Annotated in this window: 6 protein-coding genes; 2 read left to right on the top strand and 4 right to left on the bottom strand. The window is 62.8% G+C overall.

Going from position 1 to position 4,863, the window contains the following annotated elements:
* Positions 1–872, top strand: an 872-nt coding sequence (locus GSQ76_RS09670) for a Dyp-type peroxidase (protein ID WP_158743708.1), incomplete at its 5' end; no start/stop codon positions are given.
* An 80-nt stretch (positions 873–952) separates the two neighbouring features.
* Here the strand turns inward: GSQ76_RS09670 and GSQ76_RS09665 are convergent.
* The 3 genes from GSQ76_RS09665 to GSQ76_RS09655 are packed head-to-tail and all read right to left on the bottom strand — an operon-like array spanning position 953 to position 3,424.
* The gene (locus tag GSQ76_RS09665) at positions 953–1,798 is read right to left on the bottom strand and encodes an SDR family NAD(P)-dependent oxidoreductase (RefSeq protein WP_158743707.1); all 846 of its coding nucleotides are present in this window, start codon (positions 1,796–1,798) and stop codon (positions 953–955) included.
* Positions 1,799–1,847: 49 nt separating this feature from the next.
* On the bottom strand, positions 1,848–2,528 hold the full coding sequence (locus tag GSQ76_RS09660) for a TIGR02466 family protein (protein WP_158743706.1): 681 nt from the start codon (positions 2,526–2,528) through the stop codon (positions 1,848–1,850).
* 44 nt (positions 2,529–2,572) lie between these two features.
* Entirely contained in the window at positions 2,573–3,424 is an 852-nt protein-coding gene (locus tag GSQ76_RS09655; protein WP_158743705.1) for a hypothetical protein, read from the bottom strand.
* Between the two features lie 149 nt (positions 3,425–3,573).
* Between GSQ76_RS09655 and GSQ76_RS09650 the strand changes: the two genes are divergently transcribed.
* The gene (locus GSQ76_RS09650) at positions 3,574–4,359 is read left to right on the top strand and encodes an SDR family NAD(P)-dependent oxidoreductase (protein ID WP_158743704.1); all 786 of its coding nucleotides are present in this window, start codon (positions 3,574–3,576) and stop codon (positions 4,357–4,359) included.
* Positions 4,360–4,470: 111 nt separating this feature from the next.
* Here the strand turns inward: GSQ76_RS09650 and GSQ76_RS09645 are convergent.
* Positions 4,471–4,863 (bottom strand): RES domain-containing protein (locus tag GSQ76_RS09645; protein ID WP_158743703.1); only part of this gene is annotated, 393 nt, incomplete at its 5' end.

Raw genomic sequence — 4,863 nt, 5'->3', positions numbered from 1 at the left:
TGACGGTGGCCGTGGGCAGCAGCCTGTTCGACGACCGCTACGGCCTGGCAAAAGCCAAGCCGCGGGCGCTGGTGCCGATGAAGCAATTTCCCAACGACGCGCTGGACTCCGATTTCTGCCACGGCGACCTGCTGCTGCAGTTCAACGCCAACACCGCCGAAACCAACATCCACGCCTTGCGCGACATCGTGAAGAACACGCCCGAATTGCTCGCCCTGCGCTGGAAGATGGACGGGTTCCTGCCCCCCCACACGGTGAAGAAGCAGTCCCGCGACACCGTACGCAACCTGATGGGCTTCAAGGACGGCACCGAAAACCTCGACCCGCGCGACACCTCGCTGATGGACCGCATCGTCTGGGTCCAACCCGGCGCCGACGAACCCGCCTGGACCATCGGCGGCAGCTACCAGGTCGTCCGCCTCATTCGCATGCTGGTCGAACGCTGGGACCGCACCCCCCTTCAGGAACAGCAAACCATCTTCGGCCGCGACAAGACCGAGGGCGCCCCCCTGGGCATGGCGCACGAGCACGACAAACCCAACTATGCCACCGACCCGGAAGGCGAGGCGATCCCGCTCACCGCCCATATCCGCCTTGCCAACCCCCGCACCAAGGCCACCGATTCCAGCCTCATCCTCCGCCGCGCCTATAATTTCAGTCGCGGCCTCACCAAGGCCGGCCAGATGGACATGGGCCTCATCTTCGGCTGCTTCCAAGCCGATTTGGAAAAGGGCTTCCTTACCGTCCAGGCCCGCCTGAACGGTGAGGCGCTCGAGGAGTACATCAAGCCTTTTGGCGGCGGCTATTTCTTCGCCCTCCCGGGCGTCGCCGACAAATCCACGTATTACGGCGAAGCCCTCCTAAACACATAGCAAGGCCCTGCCTTCCACCCCTCAACCCAAAGGTTTCCAAAGGACGACTGTCCTTTGGCGGGGTGCGGGGCAGCGCCCCGCTACTTCGCCAAAAATGCCGCAAACGCCTCCTTATACTCTGGATGCCACCGCGACAGCGCCGGCCGCCCCTCCGTCAAATCCTGTGCCGCCCATAGGATGCGCCTATTATCCACATCCCGCGTCACGTCCCCATCCGGACACAGGATGTAGAATACCCCCTCGTTCATCCCCTCGATCAGCATGTCCACCACCTGCTCCGGCATCCACGCCCCCGCCGGCTTCTCGCTCCGGTTTCGCCGCGTCATCCCGGTGAACGTAGAACCCGGCACCAGCAAATGCGCCGTGATCCGCGCCCCTTCCTCGTTGCGCAAGCTGTGCGCCAACGCCTCCGTCAGCGTCTTCACCCCGGCCTTGCTCACGTTATAGGCGGTGTCCCCCGGCGGGCAGGTAATCCCCTGCTTCGACCCGGTGTTGACGATGGCACCCGGCGTCCCCTGCGCCAGCATCGCCGGGCTAAAAACCTGCACCCCGTTGATCACGCCCCAAAGGTTCACCTCCAGCACCCACCGCCACCGGTCGATCGCCTCGTATGGCCCCCCACCGGGCGCGGTGCCGGCATTGTTCATCAGCACCCCCACCTCGCCGAACCTGGCATACGTCGCGTCCTTCAACGCCTGCACCTGCGCCAACTGGCTCACATCCGTCGGCACCGCCAACACCGCCTCCGCCGACGACACCGCCGCCACCGCAGCCGCCGCCTGGTCCAACATGTCGCCGCCCAAATCGGCCAGCACGACCTTCATGCCCAACGACGCAAACCGCTCGGCCGCGGCCAGCCCGATGCCGCTCGCCGCACCAGTGACGACCGCGACCCGGCCGCTGCTCAAGACAGGATGTCGGCTCATGCAAACAACTCCTTTGACACTAAAACGGGAACGCAACACTGCCCGTCGATCACGGGAACGGTTCCTTGCGCACATTGAACGCGATCGAAATCCGCGCCCCATCACCATTATGCGGCATGACGGTGTGCGGCATGTAGCTGGGAAACAGGATCATCAGCCCCGGCGTAGGCTTGAACAGGATATTCGACGCCGTCAGCGCCGGAAAGAAACTGCCGGAGCGGGTGGGGCAGGGGTCCGTCAAATGGATCGCCGTGCCCTCCGCCGCCGGGTCACTATCGCCGCTATCCACGTAATACACGCCGGACCAGGTGGCCCCAGGGTGCGTGTGCATCTTATTGAACGCCCCACGGCGGCTGACATTCGCCCACACGCTCAGCGTCCAATCCAGCGCCGCAACCGGCGTATCATGGTCGGCATAGAGCCGCGCCGTGGCCTCGTTCGTCATGGCCATGATGCGCTGGACCAACGCCTTCCCAGCCTGCCCACAAAACCCGAGCGTCCCCGTTTCGGAATGCCACCCGCCGACATTGGTCAACGCGGCACCCGGGCTGGCGCGCTCATGCACCAGAATGGCCTCGCGCAACTGCCCGTTCAGCCCGGTGCTCTCCGGCCAGTGATGATCCAGCACGGGGCTGCCAAACAGGTTGCCAAACCGGACGCCGTCGAGTGCCTGCATCCGTTCGTCCCACTGCTGCGCCACTACGCAGACATGCGGTGGGCTCGGCGCCATGTCAACGCGCGCAAAGTCCGATAACGCCAGCCTAAATCGGTGCTTTACGTCGGGCGCTCTCGGATTGGCGCGCACCGCGCCCGGGCTCGCCCACCCGGCGGTGGCACCCTCTCAGGCACCACTGGCGCCGCCGCTTGCGGCTCCTGGCACCGGGCAAGGAAAGGCGCCGGGTCCACCCCCAACACGCGGCAAATATCGCGAAGGAGCGCCTCTATCGATGGGTCGCCAATCTCGTCGACGGCATCCAGCGATTCCAGCCGTTCGGCCGCTTCGCCGTCGGCATCCCGCGCACTCGCTTCGCGCAGCACTCGAGCGATCTGCCGCCTTGCCATGGCATGGCGATCATCCGCCCCGCCCGGCCGTGCCCAGCCCCGATCCAGCCGCTCGGCCAGCAGGATGGTTTGCCGGATCGCCCGGGACACCTTTGCAAACGCCGCCGCGATAACCACGGTCCGGTCCACGACGTCCCGCCGGGCTTCCCCGGCCGCAGCGGCAGCCTCATCGGCCGCAATCGCCTCGGCCAGCGAGGTCGCAATCGCCGACGCCCCCTCCGCCACACTGGCGGCAGCATCCGCCAAGTCCATCTCCGCCTCGGCCGCACGCCCCACCAGGCGGGCAACGCTCATCCCGATATCCACCAGTTCATCCACCCGCGCGCGAAACGGCGCGGGTGGACGAACGGTCTCATCGGAAGGGGAGGGATGCCTTTGCATGGGCCCCAGCAAGGACCACACGGCAGGCCACAGTTTCAAGCATCCGATCACCGCCCGCTCGGCACGCTCCTCGTCCCGCCGAATCAGGTCACGGAGAGTCGCGCCGAAACTTTCGTAGACGCCATCCTCACCTGTATTCGCCTGCACGAACCCCCGCAGCGCACCACGGAGGCAAACGGTCACCGTGGCCGACCCGGTCACGGCGTCGTCAAAATAATCATAATTGAATATGGCGGAAAGCTTAGTCGATACCGGAAGGGCGCCCTCCGATCCATGACAGACGTGAACGCCTTTACTTCCACTGTCTGAAAGTTAACATTGTTGATCTATTGATGCTGTTCGAGAACAGCAGAGGGATCAGGAAAGAGAGAGAGAGATGGACATTGTCTGATGGTGAAAACCGGCCCGTCGCGCTTGTCACTGGTTCAACATCCGGGATCGGTCTCGCTGTAGCTCGGCGGCTCGTGCACGATGGCTACAGGGTTGTTATCCACTCTCGCAATTCGGCGAGCGCCGGACAAGAAATTGCCAAAGAACTTGTCTTTGCTCGCTATATCCGCGCCGATTTAGCTCAGCAGAAAGAGCGAACGCGGCTTGTTCGGGAAAGCTTGGATCTGTGGGGACGTCTCGACGTTTTGGTGAACAACGCCGGATTAAGCGGCATTATTCCGCACTCCGACCTTAAGGCGGCAACCTCAGAAATCTGGCATGAATTGTATGAAGTGAATGTCGTTGCTCCATTTCATCTTATTGCCGAAGCTGAAGCTTCACTTCGTGCTTGTTCTGGAAATGTTGTCAACATTAGCTCACATGCTGGAGTGCGCCCCAAGGGAGCTTCTATCCCATATGCAGCAACCAAAGCCGCGCTCAATCACATGACACGCTTGCTGGCCGTGTCGCTTGCCCCGGATATACGAGTGAATGCTGTGGCACCAGGCCTTGTAGATACTCCTATGACCTCTGATTGGACGGCAGCACAGGATCTATGGCGGACTCGCGCTCCAATGCGCCGGCCTGCTACTCCAGATGATATCGCACAGGCAGTGATGATGTTGGTGGAGTCCACCTATTTGACCGGCGAAATTTTGCTCTCGGATGGAGGTCTTAATTTAACCTAGGGGGAACACGAGTGTCCGTTTGGGTTGTGTTTTTGGCGAAGACGGACTGGCGGCTTCCCATCAAACCCTGCCGTTCCGACATCAACCAGCGACGGCCCCTTAGGCCTTGCCTTAAACCCGTCGCGACCGCCACGCCGTCCAATCGACCGCCTCCGACGCCAGCACACCCAACCGCTCGGCATCGGCTAGCTTCTCCGTAAATACCACGAGGTTGAGCGCTTCGGAGCGCGCGCTCGGCACAATCAACCCGTCGAAATCGAGAAAGAACGCCGCCGCCGCAATCGCCTGTGTCGCGGAATAATTGAAGCTCGCGTACCGCCCAATCTCCACACCCAACCCGGACAAGCTCCTCACATCCACAAACCGGAGCGAACGATCCGTCCGCGCGCCGATCCGGTGCAATTCGTGTTGCATCCGGCTCGGCCAAACTGGTTCCAGGGACAGCCGGTAGCCGATCTCGGCAAGCGCGCCGGTCGACGCCAGGCTGGTGTACAGAACCTCGAA

Origin of the sequence: Acidisphaera sp. L21, from assembly GCF_009765685.1 — a bacterium.
GTDB lineage: Bacteria > Pseudomonadota > Alphaproteobacteria > Acetobacterales > Acetobacteraceae > LMUY01.
Note: the sequence above shows the minus strand (reverse complement) of the source record. Positions and strands in the feature narration are given on the sequence as shown.

Excerpts from the sequence above, each read along its gene's own strand:
- GSQ76_RS09665 (WP_158743707.1), bottom strand. The coding sequence starts at position 1,798 with ATGAGCCGACATCCTGTCTTGAGCAGCGGCCGGGTCGCGGTCGTCACT.
- GSQ76_RS09660 (WP_158743706.1), bottom strand. The coding sequence starts at position 2,528 with ATGGCGCCGAGCCCACCGCATGTCTGCGTAGTGGCGCAGCAGTGGGAC.
- GSQ76_RS09650 (WP_158743704.1), top strand. The coding sequence starts at position 3,574 with ATGCTGTTCGAGAACAGCAGAGGGATCAGGAAAGAGAGAGAGAGATGG.